This is a genomic window from Saccharopolyspora aridisoli (assembly GCF_004348445.1).
GTDB lineage: Bacteria > Actinomycetota > Actinomycetes > Mycobacteriales > Pseudonocardiaceae > Saccharopolyspora > Saccharopolyspora aridisoli.
In genome coordinates, this window is record NZ_SMKV01000004.1 from 225,113 (window position 1) to 244,706 (window position 19,594).

A 19,594-nucleotide genomic window follows, 5' to 3' on the forward strand; every position below is an offset into this window, starting at 1 on the left:
CGGTGGCGCGCGCACGGACCTACGAGCTCGTGATCGAACGCGTCGAAGAGCAGATCGTGACCGGCCAGCTGAAGGTGGGCGATCGGCTACCCGCCGAACGCGACCTGGCTCAGATGCTCGGCGTGAGCCGCGGTGCGGTCCGCGAAGCGTTCCGCGCGCTGGAAGCGCAGGGCGCTCTGCGCATGTCGGTCGGCACCGGCCCCGATGCGGGAACGACCGTTGCCGCCACGCCCAGCAGCGCCCTGAACCGGCTGCTGCGCCTGCACGTGGCGCTGGCCAACTTCCCCATCCAGCACGTCGTGGACGCCCGGGTCATGTTGGAACGCGAGAGCGCTCGGCACGCCGCGGAGCGAGCCACTCCGGCCGACCTGGAACAGATGCGCGAGCTGCTCGCGGCCATGGACGACCCGGACTGCGACCGCGAGCGCTTCAACGAGCTCGACACCGATTTCCACGTCGCGATCGCCGAAGCGGGCGGCAACCGCCTCGTCGCCGACATGACGATCGCGATCCGCGAATCCATGCGCCGACCGCTGCTGAACGCCTTCCGGGACCTGGGCGACTCGTGGGCCCCGATCGCCGCGGGCCTCAAGAGAGATCACCGCTCGATCTACGAGGCGCTGGAAGCCGGCGACAGCGCCGCAGCGCAGGAGCACGTCGAGGAGCACATCCGGGGCTTCTACCGAGACGGCTGGGGGGACCACTTCTCCGCCGACCGGAGCTGACCCCGGCTCCAGCGGGCTGCACGGTCAGTGCTGGTCGAGTCGGCGGTAGTGGGACGGGGTCGTGCCGGTGACGGCGCGGAACTGGCGGTTGAAGTTCGACAGGTTGGTGAAGCCCACCCGGTAGCAGATCTCCGCGACGGGCAGCCGGGTGGTGCGCAGCAGGCGGGAAGCCTCCGTGACGCGCATCCGGCTCACTGTGCGGCTGAAGCCCACGCCCGTGGCCTTGGAGAACAGCCGGGAGAAGGCGTCGCGGCTCAAGGCCACCTCGTCGGCGACGTCCCGGAGCAGCAACCGGTCCGCGAGGTGGTCGGTGATGTAGCTCAGCGCCCGGTTGAACAGCTCGGTCTCCTCGACGTCCAGGCGGTAGGAACCGCCGTGGCTGTCGAGGTAGTGGCGGTCGGACTCGGGGGATTCGGCGAGCACGCTCAGCAGCTCGGTGACCGCGGCCAGGCGCCGCAGGCCGAAGGTGCCCTGCACGGCTTCCAAGGCCGCAGTGCCGTCCTCCAACGTGCGGCCACCGAACTCGATGCCGCGAGCCGCATCGTCCAGCAGCGGACGCAGCGACTCCAGTTCCGGCAGCTCCTCGGCGGCGGCGAAGAACCGGTCCTGGTCGAGCTGCAAGACGGCGTCGCGGTTGCGCACCGGTTCGGCGTCGTCGAGGTGGGAAATCCAGTTGTGCGGGAGGGAGGAACCGACGAGGCACAGGTTTCCGGGTTCGAACGGACCCACGTAGTCACCGATCATCATCGTGCCGGAGGACTCGCGGACGAGGTGGACCTCCACCTCGGGGTGGTGGTGCCAGCGGGCCAGCGGGTGCGGCCAGTCGTGCTGGTGCCACCGCACGGAGCTCGACGGGTCCGGGACCACCAGTTCCCGCACCGGCGAGGCGGTTTCGCCCGAGTTGCTCCGCGCGGCGGCACCCACGGTCAGGCTCCCGCCACCCTGATCTGGATCTTGGTGTCGCCGGGTCGTGCCTCGGCGCCGCGCTCGAAGGCGGCAACGGCCTCCTCCAAGGGGTACGTGGCGCTGATCAGACCGCCCAGGTCCACCGACGGGGAAGCCGCCAGTTCGATGGCCCGCGAGTAGGCGTTGGCGTAGCGGAACACCGTCTCGATGCGCAGTTCCCGGGCTTGCGCGGCTGCGACGTCCAGCGGCACCGGGTCCACGGGGATGCCCACCAGCACGACCGTCCCGCCCGGTGCGGGGGTCTCCCACAGCGAGTCGAAGGCACGCGGGTTGCCGCTGGCCTCGAACACCACGTCCGCGCCCCAGCCGTCGGTGGCCTCGCGCACCACGTCGGCCAGCTCCTGCCGGGTGGCGTCGACGGGGTGGATGGTCGGGTACGCCTCGATCTTGGCGAACTTCTCCGGCGCGACGTCGGAGATGTAGACGCGGGACGCACCGCTGGCCGCGGCGGCGATGGCGGTGAGCACCCCGATGGTCCCCGCTCCGGCGACGGCGACCACGTCACCAGGTGAGATCCCCGCCTTGGTCACCGCGTGGACGGCCACCGCGAAGGGCTCGATGAGCGCACCCTCCTCCAGGGGCAGCTGGTCGGGCAGCCTGTAGGTGAAGTCGGCCGGATGAACGACTTCCGGTTGCAAGCAGCCGTGCACCGGCGGGGTGGCCCAGAACCGCACGTCGGGGTCGACGTTGTACATGCCCAGGCGGGAGGCGCGGGAACGCGGGTTCGGGATGCCCGGTTCCACGCACACCCGGTCGCCGACGGCCAGGTGGGTCACGCCCTCACCGACCTCCAGGACGGTGCCGGAGGCTTCGTGGCCCAGCACCATGGGAGCCTCGACGACGTAGGGCCCGATCCGCCCGTGGGTGTAGTAGTGGACGTCGCTGCCGCAGATGCCGACGGTGTGCACGCCGATGCGCACTTCGCCTGGGCCGACCTTGCCCAGGCCCGGGACCGGGCGGATCCGGATCTGTTGCGGGCGTTCGAGGACGACGGCGTCCATCGTCTTCTCCTGCGGGGTCGGAACGGTCGTGGGGTTCATCGTCGCAGGTCCTTTCAGGCGGTCTGGGCCAGGCGCTCGCGGCGCGGGAGCATCCGGCCGGTCTCCGAGGTGATGCCCGGCTGGGGTGGGTGGATGAACAAGGTGGTGATGGTGCCCAGCACCATCAGAACCGCGAAGGCCCAGCACACGCCGATCGGGCCGATCACCGGCAGCAGGGCGGTGGCGATGCCCGGACCCGCGAAGGTGGTCAGCCCGGAGGCGAGGTTGTGGGCGGAGATCGCCGCCCCCCGGTGCTCCGGTGCGAGCGCCGGGAAGATCGCGCCCATGGGCACGAATGCGGTGACCGACAGCGCGAAGAGCACGGCGGGAACGATCATCAGCACGAAGCTCGGCCCGAACCAGACCGGGAAGTAGGCGAAGGCCAGGGACGCGATCGCCATGCCGCCGAAGCCGTACCAGCGCATCTGGCGCATCCAGCCGTAGCGGTCACCGAGCCGGCCCCACATGATGTTGGATCCGATCGTGATGGCGTTCGTGATCGCCCACAAGGTCATCCACTCGGACAGGGAGAACCACGCCTGACCACCGACGCCGTCGGTGGTCAGGTAGAGCGGCATCATCATCGGGAACGCGTAGAGCGTCAGGTTGCACAGCACCCGGATGACCACGGACAGCGCGATCTGCCGGTTCTCGACCAGGATCGTCACCCCGCGCAGCAGCTCCCGAGCCCTGCCCTCGCCGACGAGCCCCCGCGAGCGGTCAGCCTCCGGCGGGGCACCCGGGACGAGGAAGGCGCACATGGCCGTTCCGGCCGCGACGAAGATCAGGGAGGCCCAGAGCGTGGCGTACTCGCCGATCACGGGGACCAGCAGGCTGGGCAGGTAGGCGCCCATGACGCCGATGCCCAGCGAGAACGAGGCCCAGAACCAGCCCATCGCCGAGGCCAGGCGGCCGGGGTGAACGGATTGGGCGATGAGCACCACGAACGAGTACATGAAGAGCGGGTAAGCCACCCCGCGCAAGCTGTAGATCAGGATCGTGCCGACCACGCTCTGCAGCCCCACCGTCAGGAACAGGACGTGCAGGACCATCCACAGGACGCCGCCGAGCACCATCAGGCGCCGGGCGCCGACGATCTCGGCCAGCACGCCGGTGGTCCACGCCGAGAAGGCGACCACCAGCCCGTACACGGTGAAGACGAGACCCGCCTGAGTGGGCGAGAAGCCGCTCTCGACGAGGAAGCGGGACAAGAACGTGAGCTCGAAACCATCACCGGTCATGAAAACGGCGAGGGCGAGGTAGCCGAACAGCAGGCGCCGCGGCATGCCGAACATGCGGGAGTCACTCCTTTGTGGACACCGATTGGGCAGCACCTGACGAGGGAGATCACACGCCAGAGGTGCCTGATGCCCACAAACTATGTCGGCACGGCGGAGCGAACTAGACAGTTCGAACGGCCCGCGCTGATACTTTCGTGCGCGGTTGCGCGAGGAGACCCCGAACCGCTACCGCGAGCCGCGACCACCGCACTCGGCCCGCGTCGCCCCTGGCCGAGGCCGACCGACCGGCGCGTCGACCCCTCCTTCGATCGGTCCTTCGATCGGTCGTTCGATCGGTCGTTCGATCGGCTTCGGCCCTCCGTTCCGGAGGGCCCGGACCTTGCACTCGCGATGTCAAACGGCCGTATCGGTCTCAGCTGGGAATCTGCTTCGCCGCGGCGGCCGACGAGGCGTGACACCAGCTCTCGTTCCTCGTCCCGGTTTCTCGCCGCGCTCATCAGCGCGTTGTAATCCCGCTCCAGGTCGCGCAGGAAGTTCACCCACGGCTGGGGGAACTCGGCGAGGTTGACGTAGCGCTGGTTGTCCCGCAGCTTGCCTGCGCCGATCTTGTCGCGCTTGTGGCCGTGCGCGCTGGACTCCGGGTTGCTGGTGGCTTCCGTCGAGCGCCAGTTGTGCACGTACCCGACCGGGCTGTTCTCGTTCTCGGGCGCGAGCGTCTCCAGCCCGACTTCCAGCGCGCCCGCCCTGCCCAGCCGCGGTGGGGTGTAGATCAGCAGCAGGTGGCCGTGCGCGCCATCGGGCATGATCACATCACCGTTGCAGTCGAGGCTGCCCATGCCGCCCATGCCCACGTCCACGCCCGCCAGTCGCACCTTCTCGTCCTTCGAGCCGAACGGCCTCTTGTTGCGGAGCGCGGCGAGCGCCCCGCCGCGCTCCTTGAAAGCGCCCTCACCACCGACGCGGTCGTCGCTGATGGACATGTGGTGGGTGGCGTACTTTCGCTCGAAGACCTTGTCGGTGAGCTCGCCCTGCGCGTCGGTCATCTCCAGCCATTGCGCCAGTTCGAAGCGCCCGGCACCTCGCCGGGACAGCTCGGGGATGCGGATGTTCACCCGGCCGCCGTGCGCCAGCGCCCGCGCCACATCCCCGTCGCGGTAGTCGATGTGCTCCTCGCCCGGCCCTGGCCGGATCTTGAGGCCGTTCTGCAGGGCGAGGAACACCCGGGTGAGCAGCTGCTGCGCGTGGGCCTGCTTGTTCTGCTCGGCGGTGGCGCCGTCCCCGGACGGCTCCCTCGGGTGCAGCGTGTCCACGAAGGTGTTGCGGATCTGCTCGTCTCGTTCGGCGTCCAGCTGCTCGCGTTCCTCCGCCGACGACTTGTTCGCGGTCAACGTGCGGCCGAGGGTGTAGGCCGGGCTGTCCTGCTGCCTGTCGCGAACGGCGCCGCGGTACTCCAACGTGGCGATGAGCAGCCGCCGCCCGGGCGAAAGCCTCAGCCAGTCCTCGTAATTGCCCTTCTCCGCGTACGCCAGGGCGGCCTCGTAGGTCCCGATGCCGGCGGATTCCAGCCAGTTCCCGCCCTGCTGCTGGATCTGCTGCACCTCACCGTCGTCGAAGAGCGGACCGCTCTTCAGCCGCTTCAGCAGGTCGGACTTCACCTTCTGGGCGTTGACCCATTCGCCCAATCGCCCTCCGCCGGTCGGGGCCCCCACCGTCCGCTGCCCGTCCCCGGCCGTCCGCTGCACCGCCGCTGTGGCGGCGCGGTTGCCCGCTCGTTGTTGCAGCGAGAGGACGTCGGCCGGGGCGAGCTCGCCCGGCGCTCGCCGCAGGCCAGAAGCTACCTGTGGGCGCGTGCCGGCGTGGGTGGACTTGACCTGGTCCCGTTCCGGTTCCTTGCTCCGCGCGTTGCCCATCGAGACCGAGCTTCACACCGGTGGTCCTCGTGCAACAGGTATCGAAGGGCACAGCCGCGGGCAGATCGTCTTCGATCGAACGTCCCCTTCTCGTGCGACGGTTCCAGATGTTCCACGTACTGAGTGGACATGCGAGTCAGCGGGGTTCGGCCGCCAGTGCGCCGCTGACGTTGAGCTGCTGGACGCAGCGCGGAGCCGGTGGGCCGTACGGCGGGGTTCCCGGCCGCGCGCAGCGCACCGTCGCCACGACCTCCGCCTCGCTCGGAACCTTGATCGGGGTCACCCAGTGGTAGTCCTGGTTGCGGAAGGTCTCCAGCGCGATGGTGGTGATGACGCGGTCGTCGAACTCGATGGTGAGCACGCCTTCGTCGCCCTGGTAGTTCGCCAGCACGAGGTCGGTGATGTAGAACTCCTGGCCCTCAGGCACGGTGTAGGACTCGTCCCCGGAGTCTCCGGTCCTCGTGGTCACCTCGATCGTGGCCGAGTGCTGCTGCCCGGTCTCCAGGGGGTTCGGCGGTGGCGGGGGTGGCTGTCCCTCCCCCGGGCCGCCGGGTTTCGGCTCTTCCGCAGGTGGTGGCGGCGCGAGCTTTCCCTCCGCCGCCAGCTGCTCCGCGCGTTCCTGCGCCGCCTCCTGCGCGGCGGACTTGAGCTCCGGAAGCGCCAGGGTGTACCAGAACAGCAGCAACGCGAGCAGCAGGGCCAGGAGCGCGAGCAACCACCTCGGCAGCAGGGGCAGCTGCACCAGTTCGCCGTCCAGCTCCTCCAGCGACGGCTCCCCGGGCGTGGCCTCCGCGCTAGGGGATGCCCTGACCAGGAACGGTTTGGCGGCCGGTTTGCCGAACCAGATGAGACCGCCCGCGCGGGCCCGCAACCGGACGTCCGCGCGTTCGCCGGGCTCCAGCGCGACCTGCGCCGAGTCGAGCGAGAACTTCAGCTCCTCCGCGGGATCGGTCGCCTCCAGCGGAACCGCGAGGGGCGTGTTGCCCTGGTTGTGCACCGAGACCTCGAACCGCCCGCTGCGCCACGCGCGGCGGCGTTGCGGCGTGAGCGCGGCTCGCAACCGGTGGAAGGGCGCGACGACCACGGTCGTCTCCGGCACCGCGACCAGGCCGGGCTGCTCGACCGGAACGACCCGGACGGCGAGCGGAACCTCCTCCGCCCGCACCTCGGACGACAGCGGTGGGCGGAGGACGAGGGTGACGGTTCCCCGCTCACCCGGGTAGACGGGCAGCCGGTCGGGTTGCACCGTCGTCCAGGCGGCGCACTCCCCCACGACTTCGAACTCGTAGGCCTCGACGATGTCGGTGTTGTTGCCCACGGTGAAAGTCGCCGCTACCTCACCGCCCGGGCTTACCTCCACTCGCTCGCCGTCGAATTCGGCATATGTCGTCACACGGCCAGAATCTAGGCGTCCCGCTCCCTTCCGAGGCAGGGCGTCGAGGGCAGCGCCGAGGCAACGCGCGTGCCCGCAGCGGCATCGCCCCTGCCCTCGCGTTCTGGTTCTCCAAATTCCTTGCACGAAAGCGTTCTCCGCTCAGATGTGCGCCGAAAGCGGTCATCTCGGGCGCACGTCGAATTCTTCATGCCCGAATGGCCGTGCCCCAGCGCCCCGATTTCGCGTATCACTTGAAAGAGGGGTGTCCTGGGGAGGAGAACCGATGACGAGAGTTGCGGTCGCGATATGCGCGGCCGATCCGATCCTGGCGAGCGGCGTCACGCACCAGCTTCGCCCGCGACCCGAGGTGGAGGTGCTCAGAACCGAAGAGGAGGAGCGGGCCGAGGTCTCGCTGGTCGTGGTCGACCGGTTGGACGAGGAGTCCGAGCAGGTGCTGCGCAGGTTGCAGCGCACGTCGTCGGTCCGCACCGGGCTCATCGTCGGCGAGTTCGGGCAGGACGCGCTGCAGACCGCCATCGAGTGCGGTGTCGCGGCCGTGCTGCGCCGCCGCGACGCGACTCAGGACCGGCTGGTCGGGCTGATCACGGCGCTGGTCCGCGGCGAGGGGGTGCTGCCCGGCGACATGCTCGGCAGGCTGCTCGACCACGTCAGCCGCCTGCAGCGCGGCGTTTCGGACACCGCCGGCGCCACGCTCTCCACCTTGACCTCGCGGGAAGGCGAAGTGCTGCGGCTGATCTCCGACGGCTTCGACACCAAGGAGATCGCCACCAAGATGTCCTACTCCGAACGCACCGTGAAGAACATCCTCCAAGAGGTGACCACGCGCCTGCAATTGCGCAACCGCGCGCACGCCGTCGGCTACGCCATGCGGCAGGGACTGATCTGACTCGGTGCCCGAAAGGGCGGCGGCTCTTCCCGTTCTCGTGCCTGTCGATTCCTGGGCACGCGAGCAGAACCGGACGAGGCTGCGGGAGGTATCGATCGCCTGGGGTGGAGGTCAATCGTGATCGGCAGTGTGCCGGGGTTCCGGCGCGGCTCGACCCGCTTGGGAATCGTCCTGCTCGGCGTGTTCCTCCTGCTGTGCGGGGTGATCAGCCTCCCGACGACCGCTGCGCAGACCGCGCCTCCACCGGTGGCCGCGCAGCCGCCGAGCCGCATCGCCTTCGCCGGTACCGAGCACCGCAGCCTGGGGATCACCGCGACCGGCCTGCCCGGTCAGGGCACGGCTCAGCCGCTGTTCGACGAGCCTCAGCAGCACTTCGACCAGGACGTGTCCGCGCGCGACGGGCTGATGGTGTTCACCAGCCTGCGGGACGAGCGGACTCCGCAGGTCTACCTGCGTCAGGCCGACGGCGAGGTGCGGCGGCTCACCCGGGGGCTCGACGCTGCGAACCCGGAGCTCTCGCCCGACCTGCGGTGGGTGGCGTTCGACTCGGCGGAGGCGAACGGGCAGCGAGCCATCTGGCTCGTGCGCACCGACGGCAGCCGGGCCCACCGGCTCTCCGACACCGCGAGCAACGAGACGCATCCGACGTTCTCCCCGGACGGGACGCGCCTCGCCTACGCGTGCGACGCGAACGGGCAGTGGGAGATCTACGACCAGCCCGTCTCCGGGGGCGCTCTGCGGAGGCTGACCGACGAACCGACCGGCGCCGCGGTCGAACCGTCGTGGAACCCGGTGGACCAGAACCGGATCGCCTACACCCTCTACGCCTCCGGTACCCCTGACGACAACGCGGAGCGCAGCGTGCGCGTCCTCGACGGCACCGGGGTCGGGACACCGCTGTTCGCGGACGATCCCGGGTGGCGGACCCGGGAACCCCGGTGGTTCCCGGACGGCAGGCGGCTGCTGTTCCTCAGCCCCTCCCACCCCGACCCGTCCCCCGGGCAGGACGGGTGGGATCAGGTGTTCCAGGTCGACGCCACGACGGCGCCGGTGTCGCTGCCCGCGACGCGGATGCTCTCCGAGGACCGCCACGTCGATTCCCCGACCTGGTTCACCGGCGGCGGGATCGGGCGCCTCGTGGTCGCCCGCACCACCGCGTCGCTGCGGAACACCGCACGGCTGCAGGACATCCGGCCGGACGGCGTCGATCCGCGGGATCTGGGCGTCGACGCGCTCACCGAGGACCCCAACGCGTTCCGGGACTCGCGCCTGGTGTTCACCCCGTCCCCGGGCTACGACCCCTGGACGGAGCGGCAGGCGTACTCCCCCGACGGCACCCAGATCGCGATCAGCCGGTTCGAGGACGTCGGCGGGCAGCGCGTGCAGCGGATCTGGCTGGTGGGCTCCGATGGTTCCAACCCCCGGCGGCTGCCGATCGCCGACCGGCAGTCCGGCGATTGGGAGTCCGACGTCGCGTGGTCGCCGGACGGCGAGGAGGTCGCGGTGGCGCGGAGATCGCCGGGCGCGATGGACCCGGCGGCCGAGCGCGGCAGGAGCCGGATCGTCGTCGTGGACGTCGACACCGGCCGGGTGACCAAGCGGCTGGCGAACCCGGATCCAAATCTGGACGACACCCAGCCCGCGTGGTCGCCGGACGGCCGGCGCTTCTCGTTCAGCCGCGGCCGGGTCGCCGACGTGCCGGACGACCAGCGCCGCAACCACATCTGGCTGGCCCGCGCCGACGACCTCGGCGGGCAGCAGGACCTGAGCGAGACGATCTGCCAGTGCGAGGTCGTCGACGACAGCCCCGTGTTCGCGCCTGATGGGCGCAGCATCGTGTTCAACCGGGAGAACGACGGCCTCTACCGGATCCACCTCGACGGCAACCGGTGCGAGGTGCTGCTGCCCCGGGGGCAGAGCAGCTGCGTCGACATCCCGGACCGGCCGGAGGGTTCGGGGACCTACCAGCCGAGGGATGCCACCTGGTCGCCGGACGGGAAGCGGCTGGTGCTCTCCCGGCGCTCGAACAGCAACAACAACGTTCCCGAGCACCTGTCGATCTTGGACCCGGCGACGGGCGAGCTGACCTCGCTCAGCGACCGGCTGCCGGGACGCCAGAAGGAACCCAGCTGGCAGACCGCGGTCGACCTGACCATGACCGCGCCGCCGTCGGCGAACCAGGTCCAGGTCGGCAGGTCCGCGCACGTCACGGGGACGGTGCGCAACAACGGCCCGGCGACCTCGGCGAGCACGGCCGCGACCCTCGACGTGCCACCGGGTCTAGAGCTGACCCGGTTGCGCACCGACCAGGGCGGCTGCGAGGGCGCGCGGTGCGACCTCGGTGTGCTGGAGCCGGGGGATTCCGTCGAGGTCACCGCAGAACTCGTGGGCGAGGCCGCAGGTGATCACCCGTTGACCTGGACCGCCACCGGTTCGGTGCGGGACAGCCGGCCGGGCGACAACAGCTCCCGGACGGTCGTGCCTGTGCGCCCGGAACCGCCGCCGCTGCAAGCCAACCCCGGTGTCGCGATGACCGCCGCGCCCGATCCGTCCTATGTGGGCAGTCGTACCGAGGTGATCTTCACGGTTCGCAACGGTGGCCAGGCCCCGGCGAGCGGGTTGGAGCTGGACATCGCGCTGCCTCCGGGTGTTCCGGTGGAGAGCCTGCCGCCGGACTGCGGCGGTGGACGATGCGCGCTGCCCGACCTTCCGCCCGGTGGCGTGGTCGACCAGCGAGTCGTGCTGGCTCCCCGCGCTGCTCTGATGTCGGAGATCGCGGCGACGGTGCGGACTCGCGGGTCGGACTCCGATCCTGCCGACAACCGCGCCACCAGGCCCTACCGCGTGCTGCAACCCCGGATCGTCTCGGTTCCCGAGGTCGGCGAGCCCGGGTTCGTGACCTCGGTGCGCGGATTCGACTTCCCGCCCGGTGATCCCGTGCGGCTGGAGTGGTCGCCCGGCATCACCGCCTCGGCAGCGCCGACGCTGCCCGGACCGGACGGGCGGTTCGCGGCGCAGCTGCTGATCCTGCCCAAGGACGAGACCGGGCCGCGCACCATCACCGCGTCCGGTCCCGGGTTCAGCCCGGTCACCGCGCGGTTCCTCGTCGTCCGTCCCGCCATCACGCCGCCCGGGATGGTGGGGCCGCGATGATCCACGAGGTCGACGAGGCGCTGCGGCTGCTGCTGGCGGAGCACGACCTGCCCGGCGCCGGGGTGGAGCTCGGTTTCGAGGCGCCCACCACGGACTGGGCGGCGAAGCGCAACGCCCCCACCATCAGCGTGTTCCTCTACGACATCAGGGAGGATCCGGGACTGCGGCAGGGCGGCCGGTTCGAGCAGCGCGACGACACCGGCGCGGTGACCGGCTGGCGGTCGCCACCGCACTGGTTCCACCTCGCCTACCTGGTGACGGTGTGGACGAACCGGCCGCAGGACGAGCACCGGCTGCTCTCCGAGGTGCTGCGCTGCGTCGTGCACCACGACGCCCTGGCGGAGCAGTGGCTGACCGGCACGCTCGCGGAGCTCGGGCTGACGGTGGCGTTCGAGGCGGGCGGGTCGATGGCCGAAGGCCGCTCGGCCGCCGATGTGTGGTCGGCGCTGGGCGGGCAGCTCAAACCGTCGATCAACCTGCAGGTCACGGCCCCGTTGTCCGGGGATCTGACCCCGGCCGGGCCACCGGTCACCGAGGGCGTGGTGCTGCGCGCTACGGAGGATGCGGCGCGGCGGTTGCGCTACGACGAGTCCGGCGCGGAGGGCGAGGCGTTCGCTCCTGCCCGGCCTCGCCCGGAGCCGAAGCGGCGTCGCCGAGGCCCCGTCTCGTGACGGCCGAGGACCTGCACCACCTGTGGGCTCGGCTGGGCCAGGTCGAGCAGCGCGTCCGGTCGGCGGTCGCCGCCCGGCGGGCCACCGACCCGCACCCGGACGACCCGCACCGCGGTCTCTACCTCACTCCGGAGCACGTCGAGCGCATCCTGGCCACGCCTGCGAAGTCCTGGTCCGGCGACGGCCTCCCCTCGGCCGATCCCGGTCCCAGGCTGCAGCGCCTGGCCGAGGACTTCGGCCTCACCGAGCTGGACGTCGAGCTGCTGCTGGTGGCGCTGGCTCCGGACGTCGACGTCCGGTTCGAACCGCTCTACGGCTACCTCAACGACGACGTGACCCGCCGTCGCGCGACCACCGGCCTGGCGCTGGACCTGTGCGGGATGCCGTCGGCGGGCGACGCCCGGTTCCGGTTCAGCGCAACCGCTCCGCTGGTCGCCGGGGGACTGCTGGAAGTGCAGGAGCCCGAACGTCCGGCGCTCTCGCGCGCGCTCCGGGTTCCGGACCGGGTGGTGGCGCACCTGCTCGGTCACGACGAACCCGCCGCCGGTCGCCTGGTGCGCGGCGATCCCGGCTCACCGGGAGCGCTGGCCAAGCGGATCGGGGCGGCTCTGGACTCCGGCGTGCGGCTGGTCCACCTCCACGGCGCGGAGGGTGCCTCGCGGGTCGCGCTGGATGCCCTTTCGGTCAGCGGCCGGGCAGCGCTCGTCATCGACATCGCATACCTCGAACCGGACTCCGTGCCGGTGCTCGTCCGGGAAGCAGCCCTGCTCCGCGCCGGAATCACGCTGGGACCGCTGGAGAATCTCGAACCCGCTCGCCCGGAACGAGCCCGCCTGCTGCGGGACCTCGTCCGCGCAGCAGAGCGCGTCCCACTGCTGCTGCACGGCTCCGGCAGCTGGGACCCGGCGTGGTCCCAGCGGGCACCGGTGTCGATCCGCGTCGCACCCCCGAACGCAGCGGAACGGACGCAGGAGTGGCGGCGAGCCCTGACCGCCGTCTCGGCCGAGATGCCCGAGGACGCGCTGTCCGAGGCCGTGGGGAGCTACCAGCTCGACACCGAGGCGGTCGGCCGCGCGGCGTCGGTCGCCGCGCAGCTCGCCGCGTTCGACTCCCGCCCGGTCAACGCCGACGACCTGCGAGCGGGCGCGCGAGCCCAGAACGGAGCTGGCCTGGACCGCCTGGCCCGCCACATCACCCCAGCCGTGACCTGGGACGACCTTGTACTTCCCGACCCCACGCACAGACAGCTGACCGAACTGTCGATGCGCGCCCGCCACCGCGACCGAGTCCTCGGCGACTGGCGAATGCGCCCCGGCGGCGGACGCGGACGCGGCGTCATCGCACTGTTCGCGGGCGAGTCGGGAACGGGCAAGACCATGTCGGCGGAGGTCGTCGCCGCCGACCTCGGCATGGACCTCTACGTCGTGGATCTGTCCACAGTGGTCGACAAGTACGTCGGCGAGACGGAGAAGAACCTGGAGCGAATCTTCACCGCAGCAGCAGGCGTCAACGGAGTCCTCCTCTTCGACGAAGCCGACGCCATCTTCGGCAAGCGCTCAGCCGTCCAAGACGCCCACGACCGCTACGCCAACATCGAATCGGCCTACCTGCTGCAGCGCATGGAAACCTTCAACGGCATCGCCATCCTCACCACCAACCTCCGAGCCAACCTCGACGAAGCCTTCACCCGCCGTCTGGACGTCATAGCCGACTTCCCCATGCCCGACGCCACCCAACGCCGAGCACTCTGGGAGCGTTGCCTCGGCGTAGCCCTCCCCCGCGCCGAAGACCTCGACCTGGCTTTCTGCGCCGACCGCTTCGAGTTGGCAGGCGGTTCAATTCGCTCCTGCGCCATCACAGCGGCCTACCTGGCCGCCGAGAGCGGCGAGCCGGTGGGCATGGCACAACTGCTCACAGCGGTGCGCCAGGAATACGACAAATTGGGGAGGCTGGTGCTGGACGGGGAGTTCCATCACGTGTCCAACGAGAACAAGGAACCCTGTGTCACCCCACACCGTCGAACCGAAGGGAACGGCTGACATGCGTGCCCGAGGCACTGGCAGTAAACCCAACGAAGACCAATTCACCGCACACACCCCGAATACGGACACATTCGCACCTCACCCCGGAGATCGTTCTCCAGCCGCGATCCTCGCGCTACAACGCAGTATCGGCAACGCCGCAGCATCCCAATACCTTCACGACTGGCAGCACGATCCCTCGGCCACAGTGCAACGCTCAAAGGTCCACGATGTGCTGCGCACCAACGGGAAACCCATGGAAGAAGCAACCCGCGCAGAGATGGAATCCCGCCTAGGCGCCGACTTCTCTGATGTCCGTGTCCACAACGACGGTGCGGCGCGAGCCTCGGCAGCCGAAATCGGCGCTCGCGCCTACACCTCCGGAAATCATATCGTCATCGGCGACGGCGGCGCCGACAGACATACCCTCGCCCACGAGCTGAGCCACGTCATCCAGCAACGTCAGGGGCCTGTCGCCGGCACCGACAACGGAGCAGGCCTGAGCGTTTCGGACCCGAGCGACGAATTCGAGCGCGCCGCCGAGTCAAACGCGAGAAAAGCACTGAGCTCCCCGGAACCCACCCCGAAGGGGCAGGATCACCCCACGTCGAATGCAAGCGATGCGACAGGAACTCCCGTCCAGCGCGTCGGAGACAAAGATCGCAAAGACCTGTACCTCAAATGGTCCGGCGGAAAAGAGGGAACCCCACGAGAAAGACTCAAGCTACACAATCAGTTAAAACGTATAGCGGAAGAAACGTCGAACGATTGGAAAAAAATGACGGTCGAGACCGCAGTCAGCCTGCTGCACAGAAGCAATATTACACCAGAAACCCTCGCAGAACCAGACACACGCCCCCAAGAAGAGCCTATTGAAAAATTCCGCGAACGGGCACTTGGTGCCTACCAGGAAACTGTTGCACAGTTCGGCGACGTTGAGGCGAACCCGGTATTTTACGACATCGAAGGAGTCGGCCGCGGTGTAGTAGCCTTGCTGCACAAGAAACGAGAGGGAGAAGACCCACAAGACCCGGGTAATATGCTTGCCTGGGCATCACATGGATACGAGGATGCGGAATCCGTCGACACCGATACCGCGAGGAGCTACGGATTCATTGTTGAACAGGGCAAGAGCTGGCTGCGCACCGGCGACAACGCCGTCTACTCGAAATTGCCGAATGCAATGAACGAAGCCAAAATTGAACCGACCAAAAAGGCCCCTTCGCTGATGGCCAGGCCACACCTTGGAGACCTAGGAAAAGATGACTTTAAACGACTCTCCGAGCTTACCAAAAGCTGCGACGTCGCGGTGTTCCTCGACGAACAACAGGGATACGTGACGACGGAGAAGCCACCAAATGTCGCAGAGATCGTAGATCGAACTCCAGCCTTGAAAGACTATGCCCAACTACTTCTGTTCACCTGCCGTACTCCATGGGAACCGGGGGTCGAAGTTAAGGGCAGCGGATCGGATGAGAAGAAGATGGCCACTCCGACGAGCGCGCGGGTACACACGGATTACCTTTCCAGGAATTCGACGACGTCCTAGCAGGTAAATGAGTGGAATCTCCGGCGACGCGCCTTTGAGCGGCGCGCCGCACTTGCCCCGGAAGACACAGGCGTTGCCCCCAGCAGTGACCGCGAGGACCTGTGTCGACACGCAGCGACGCAACAAAGCTCAACACATCACCGTCTGCAGGCGAAGGAGCGAACATGCCGTCGTACCTGTCCCCTGGCGTTTACGTCGAGGAGGTCCAGAACGGGGCCCGGCCCATCGAAGGTGTCGGGACCGCGGTTGCCGCCTTCGTCGGGTTCGCGTCGCAGGGGCCGTTGCACGAGCCGACGCTGGTGACGAACTGGAGCCAGTTCACGCAGACCTTCGGCGGGTTCGGCGACGGGTACCTCGCGCACTCGGTCTACGGTTACTTCGCCAACGGCGGCGGTTCCGCCTACATCGTGCGGATCGGCGGTCCTTCCGCCGAGGCCGCGCCCGTCGCGGCGCCTCAGCCGACGCAGCTCGGTGATCTGCGGGTGTCGGCGCTGCTTGGTGCTGGATCGGGCATCACCGTGGAAGTCGTCGATGCCGAGGGTGAGAACCCGCCGGAGGACCGGTTTCGGTTGCTGGTCAAGCAGGACGGCAAGGTCGCGGAGAGCTTCGACGTCTCGACCAAGAAGAACGTCAAGAGCTACGTCGTCGCACAAGTGCGCGAGCGGTCCAAGCTCATCGAGATCACCGAGCCCTCGGGGACCCTGAGCAGGCCCGACAACCAGTCGGTGTCGGTCGCCGCGCCGCCGCGCGCGCCCGCACCGGCCAAGCTCGACGCCCAGGAGTACGTCGGGGATCTCGCCGCGCGCACCGGGTTCGGCGGGCTGGAGACCATCGACGAGATCACCATGGTCTGCGTTCCCGACCTGATGAGCGCCCACCAGCGCGGGCTGATCGACGCCGAGGGCGTGAGAACGGTGCAGCTGGCGTCGGTCTCGCACTGCGAGCAGATGGGCGACCGGGTCGCGGTCCTCGACCCGCCGCCCGGGCTCAACGCGTTGCAGGTGCGGGACTGGCGGATGGACCAGGCCGGCTACGACTCGAAGTACGCGACGCTGTACTACCCGTGGATCAAGGTGTTCGACCCCACCAGCGGGCGCAACACCATGGTGCCGCCGAGCGGTCACGTCGCCGGGGTGTGGGCGCGCAGCGACACCGAACGCGGTGTGCACAAGGCTCCCGCCAACGAGGTCATCCGCGGTGCAGTGGACCTGGAGACCAATCTGAGCAAGGGCGAGCAGGATCTGCTCAACCCCATCGGCGTGAACTGCGTCCGCGCGTTCGCCGGGCGCGGGATCCGGATCTGGGGCGCGCGAACGCTGTCGTCGGACCCGGCGTGGCGCTACCTCAACGTCCGCCGCCTGTTCAACTACCTGGAGGAGTCGATCCTGATCGGCACCCAGTGGGTGGTCTTCGAGCCGAACGACGACCGGCTGTGGTCGAGCATCCGGCGCAACATCAGCGCCTTCCTTCACCAGTCCTGGCGGGACGGCGCGCTGTTCGGCCGCACTGCCGAAGAGGCGTTCTTCGTCAAGTGCGACCGGGAGAACAACCCGCAGGAATCGATCGACCTCGGACAGGTGGTGTGCGAGATCGGGGTCGCCCCGGTCAAACCCGCCGAGTTCGTGATCTTCCGGCTCTCGCAGTTCTCCGACAGCACCAGCCTGGTCAACGAGTAATTCCCACCGCACGGAAGGCAACGGGACATGGCGCAGGGCGACACTCTCTCCACCCACCGGTTCGGCGTGCAACTCGGTGGAGTCACCGTGGAATCGGTCAAGGAGGTCAGCGGTCTCACCGTCGAGCAGGACGTGGTCGAGACCCAGCAGGTCACTCCGACCGGCGAGCTGTTCACCAAGAAGCAGCCCGGCGGTCAGAAGGGCGGCGAAGTGACCATCACCCGCGGCCTGGACAAGAGCACCGAATTCACCAAGTGGATCCAGAAGACGCTGCTGGACGGCGACGTCGAGAGCGCGCGGGAGAACCTCACCATCGAGATCCAGGACACCAAGGGCGAATCCGTCCGGCGCATGCAGCTCTACGACGCGTGGGTCAGCAAGTGGGAGGGCCCGGGTTTCAGCGCCGGTGAGTCCAGCGCGGCCACCGAGCAGGTGACCATCGTCTTCGAGCGGATCGAAGTCGAATGAGGCGTCGCATCACCTCGCTGGGCGAGCTCGATGACGTCGCGGGCAAGAACCGGGTTTCCGAAGCACCGGACGCGCCCGCACCTCAGCACGACGAGTTCGAGTTCGAACTGCCCCGTGGCTACGTGCACAGCGACGGAACGGTCAATCGGCACGGCCGGATGCGGCTGGCCACCGCGAAGGACGAGCTGCGCCCGCAGATCGACGTGCGGGTCAAGGAGAACCCGGCGTACCTCAGCGTGGTGCTGCTCGGGCAGGTGATCACCAGGCTCGGCGACATCACCGACGTGCACGCGGGCGTGGTGGAGAACATGTACGCCACCGACGTCGCCTTCCTCCAGGACTTCTACCGGCGGATCAACAGCGAGGGGCACACCCGCGCCGGGGTCACCTGCCCGTCCTGCGACACCGCCTTCGAGATCGACCTGGCAGGTGGTCGCCTGGGGGAATCGTGACGTACGCACCGGAACGGCTGCACGCGGAGGTCGCGTACGTCGCCTACCACTTCCACTGGACGCGGGACGAGATCCTCGATCTCGACCACCACGAACGCCGACGCTGGGTGCGCGAGATCGCGCACATCAACACCAGGATGAACGAGGGGGGATGAGCCGGTGGGCCTGCTGGATCTCTTCCGCCGACGTGCGAGCAGCCGCGACGACAACCCCGCTCCCCCGGTCACCGCTCCCGGCTGGGACGGTGGTTGGCGGCGGGCTGCGCAGGACATCGGGGTGCTGCAGCGCGATGCCTGCGACGTGACCGGTGGCCGGCAGTTCCGCGACGCGGTCGCCTCGTACCGCGACCACGGCGTCATGACGGAGCTGGGCCACCTCCTCGACCCGGGGGCGCCGTCCGGTGTGGTGCACGGGTTGCTCGGCTCGACCGTCGGAGTCCCGGTGCAGCGCTCGGCGGGCGCGGAGTTGCCGGTGCGGTCCACGGCGCAGAGCGACGAACCGCCTTCGCGTTCGGACGAATCATCTTCGGGTGTGGTGAATCCGGTTGTTCCTCGGGTGCGGCCTCGGCGGACATCGCCGCCGTTGACCGTCGCTCGCCTGCCACGACCGATCGCGCCGCGAGCGGTGCGCGCGATCCGCCCGCAGACCTCCTCCGAACCTGCTCCTGCACAGTCCCCGAGCCCGGAGAGTCCTTCCTCCACGTCGTCGGAGGTGGGTGCGGGGACCGTCGTGCAGCGCAGAATCGCCGGCCGATCGGCCGCGGCTGCGCCGCTGCGGGACCTCCCGCCCAGCGCCGTCGTCGTCCCCAGCGTCGATCACGACGTCACGCCTCCCGTGGTCGACCGGCGAGAGGACGGGCGGGCCAGCGCAGCACCGCCGGGAGGCCGGGACACCGACCACGACCGTCCGACCGTGGTCAACCGCGCGTCCCGCGACCACGGCGAGGTCGCCCGGCCCGAGACGAGGTCGGATGCCATGCCGTCGCAGGACCGGGAGACCGGCCACGCCCGTTCTCCCGTGGTTCAGCGTTCGGTCGCCCCGGATTCTGGTGGTACTCCGCGCGATACGCGGCCTCGGCTGGGGATCGGACCGCCGATCTCGCAGCTACCGGAGTCCGCCGCCCCTGCTTCGAGCGACGAGTCCGGCCGGCCGATCACCGCCGGAGCCGCGCCGCCGTCGGGTGAACGACCCGTCGTGCAGCGCGAGCACCCCTCGGCGATGGCGCGCCCCGGAACGAATTCCCCTGCTTCGCAACAGGACGCACCTGTTCCCCACCGTCCCCATAAGACAGTCGAGCCCACTTCACCCCCCGGAGATGTGGTGCAGCGGCTCGTCCGGCCGGAGGTCGTGAACCGCGTTCCGACCACCGGGAACAGCCCGAGCCCGCATGCCGTCGTCCCCACCCCGGCTGACCGCAGGCTCACCCCCGCACCTCCGCAA

Annotated in this window: 16 protein-coding genes; 11 read left to right on the forward strand and 5 right to left on the reverse strand. The window is 69.2% G+C overall.

The window, feature by feature from the left end:
- Positions 1 to 2 precede the first annotated feature (2 nt).
- Positions 3 to 725, forward strand: coding sequence for a FadR/GntR family transcriptional regulator (locus E1161_RS04975; protein WP_235874791.1), 723 nt, complete (start codon positions 3 to 5; stop codon positions 723 to 725).
- 24 nt (positions 726 to 749) lie between these two features.
- Here the strand turns inward: E1161_RS04975 and E1161_RS04980 are convergent, their stop codons facing one another.
- From E1161_RS04980 to E1161_RS05000, 5 genes are all read right to left on the reverse strand, one after another.
- Positions 750 to 1,649 carry a helix-turn-helix domain-containing protein gene (locus tag E1161_RS04980; RefSeq protein ID WP_132620028.1) on the reverse strand — a complete coding sequence of 300 codons (900 nt, stop codon included), beginning with the start codon at positions 1,647 to 1,649 and terminating at the stop codon, positions 750 to 752.
- A 2-nt stretch (positions 1,650 to 1,651) separates the two neighbouring features.
- Positions 1,652 to 2,731, reverse strand: a complete 1,080-nt coding sequence (locus E1161_RS04985; RefSeq protein ID WP_207920105.1) for an NAD(P)-dependent alcohol dehydrogenase — start codon at positions 2,729 to 2,731, stop codon at positions 1,652 to 1,654.
- A 14-nt stretch (positions 2,732 to 2,745) separates the two neighbouring features.
- A complete protein-coding gene (locus E1161_RS04990; RefSeq protein ID WP_132620030.1) occupies positions 2,746 to 4,026 on the reverse strand; it encodes an MFS transporter in 1,281 nt (426 codons plus the stop codon).
- 83 nt (positions 4,027 to 4,109) lie between these two features.
- Positions 4,110 to 5,882: a hypothetical protein gene (locus E1161_RS04995; RefSeq protein WP_132620032.1), complete on the reverse strand. Its 1,773-nt coding sequence runs from the start codon at positions 5,880 to 5,882 to the stop codon at positions 4,110 to 4,112.
- 136 nt (positions 5,883 to 6,018) lie between these two features.
- Positions 6,019 to 7,275, reverse strand: coding sequence for a hydrolytic protein (locus E1161_RS05000; protein WP_132620034.1), 1,257 nt, complete (start codon positions 7,273 to 7,275; stop codon positions 6,019 to 6,021).
- Between the two features lie 265 nt (positions 7,276 to 7,540).
- Between E1161_RS05000 and E1161_RS05005 the strand changes: the two genes are divergently transcribed.
- The 10 genes from E1161_RS05005 to E1161_RS05045 all read left to right on the forward strand — a co-directional run.
- Positions 7,541 to 8,164, forward strand: a complete 624-nt coding sequence (locus tag E1161_RS05005; RefSeq protein ID WP_207920106.1) for a helix-turn-helix transcriptional regulator — start codon at positions 7,541 to 7,543, stop codon at positions 8,162 to 8,164.
- Positions 8,165 to 8,281: 117 nt separating this feature from the next.
- On the forward strand, positions 8,282 to 11,317 hold the full coding sequence (locus E1161_RS05010) for a hypothetical protein (RefSeq protein WP_235874792.1): 3,036 nt from the start codon (positions 8,282 to 8,284) through the stop codon (positions 11,315 to 11,317).
- Positions 11,314 to 11,988 carry a DUF4255 domain-containing protein gene (locus E1161_RS05015; protein WP_132620038.1) on the forward strand — a complete coding sequence of 225 codons (675 nt, stop codon included), beginning with the start codon at positions 11,314 to 11,316 and terminating at the stop codon, positions 11,986 to 11,988. The genes E1161_RS05010 and E1161_RS05015 overlap by 4 nt, the downstream gene beginning before the upstream one ends.
- Complete coding sequence (locus E1161_RS05020) at positions 11,985 to 14,027, forward strand: ATP-binding protein (RefSeq protein WP_132620040.1); 2,043 nt, start codon at positions 11,985 to 11,987, stop codon at positions 14,025 to 14,027. The genes E1161_RS05015 and E1161_RS05020 overlap by 4 nt, the downstream gene beginning before the upstream one ends.
- A gap of 214 nt (positions 14,028 to 14,241) precedes the next feature.
- Complete coding sequence (locus E1161_RS05025) at positions 14,242 to 15,558, forward strand: eCIS core domain-containing protein (protein WP_235874793.1); 1,317 nt, start codon at positions 14,242 to 14,244, stop codon at positions 15,556 to 15,558.
- Positions 15,559 to 15,722: 164 nt separating this feature from the next.
- The gene (locus E1161_RS05030) at positions 15,723 to 17,234 is read left to right on the forward strand and encodes a phage tail sheath family protein (protein WP_132620044.1); all 1,512 of its coding nucleotides are present in this window, start codon (positions 15,723 to 15,725) and stop codon (positions 17,232 to 17,234) included.
- A 27-nt stretch (positions 17,235 to 17,261) separates the two neighbouring features.
- Entirely contained in the window at positions 17,262 to 17,702 is a 441-nt protein-coding gene (locus E1161_RS05035) for a phage tail protein (protein WP_132620046.1), read from the forward strand.
- Positions 17,699 to 18,154: a hypothetical protein gene (locus E1161_RS05040; protein ID WP_132620048.1), complete on the forward strand. Its 456-nt coding sequence runs from the start codon at positions 17,699 to 17,701 to the stop codon at positions 18,152 to 18,154. Before E1161_RS05035 ends, E1161_RS05040 begins: the two co-directional genes overlap by 4 nt.
- Positions 18,151 to 18,309 carry a DUF6760 family protein gene (locus E1161_RS27035; protein ID WP_165939690.1) on the forward strand — a complete coding sequence of 53 codons (159 nt, stop codon included), beginning with the start codon at positions 18,151 to 18,153 and terminating at the stop codon, positions 18,307 to 18,309. The genes E1161_RS05040 and E1161_RS27035 overlap by 4 nt, the downstream gene beginning before the upstream one ends.
- 4 nt (positions 18,310 to 18,313) lie before the next feature.
- The coding region (locus tag E1161_RS05045) for a hypothetical protein (protein WP_207920107.1) at positions 18,314 to 19,594 on the forward strand (1,281 nt) is incomplete at its 3' end.